The organism is Phaeodactylibacter xiamenensis (genome assembly GCF_000759025.1).
GTDB classification, from domain to species: domain Bacteria; phylum Bacteroidota; class Bacteroidia; order Chitinophagales; family Saprospiraceae; genus Phaeodactylibacter; species Phaeodactylibacter xiamenensis.
Window position 1 is genome coordinate 1 of sequence record NZ_JPOS01000130.1, and the last position, 609, is coordinate 609.

At 34.8% G+C, this 609-nt stretch carries 1 protein-coding gene; it reads left to right on the forward strand.

Features of this window, described 5'->3' with window-relative positions:
* Positions 1–133: 133 nt before the first annotated feature.
* Positions 134–609 (forward strand): hypothetical protein (locus IX84_RS30190; RefSeq protein WP_044230323.1); only part of this gene is annotated, 476 nt, incomplete at its 3' end.

The following is a 609-nucleotide window of genomic DNA, read 5'->3' on the forward strand; positions in this document are numbered from 1 at the left end:
TTCATAAAAACCTGCTTAGCGAACAATCAACCCAATTAAGCATTGACGTAGGCAGTATGGTTCCTGGATTTTATATCCTGGAGTTAAAATCTACCGAGAGTTATTTCCATCAACCCATAATAATCGTACACTAATGAAAGAGCAGTTATACCTTCTCAATATGATTCTGTTTTCATTTCTTATTAGCTGTTGCAACGATGATGATATGATGATAAAAGAACCTGATGACATGGTGGTTGATTGTACCGAAATGGATTGCTCGACTCAGGAAGATTTTTATGGTGTTGGTGTGATGAATGGGGAATGTTGGGAGTCAGATTTTAGTCAACTAGAAATTTTTGATAGCTCTTGGAAGTTAATGATAACGCTTGGAAAAGAAGAATCAAACGGTATAGATGGTCGGTTGTTTTTTATAATCAATGAACTTACCAATTTAAGTGATACGATTTGGCTAGGATTTTCATACAGTAATGTTTCAACACCTAACCTCATTGCAAGCGTGGGATACACCTATTTAGAAGACCATTCGATAGTTGGAGACTTTGATTTTTCTTCCGATGATGAACTGACTTATAATGACTTTTTAATCATTGATTATTTTAATCAAGA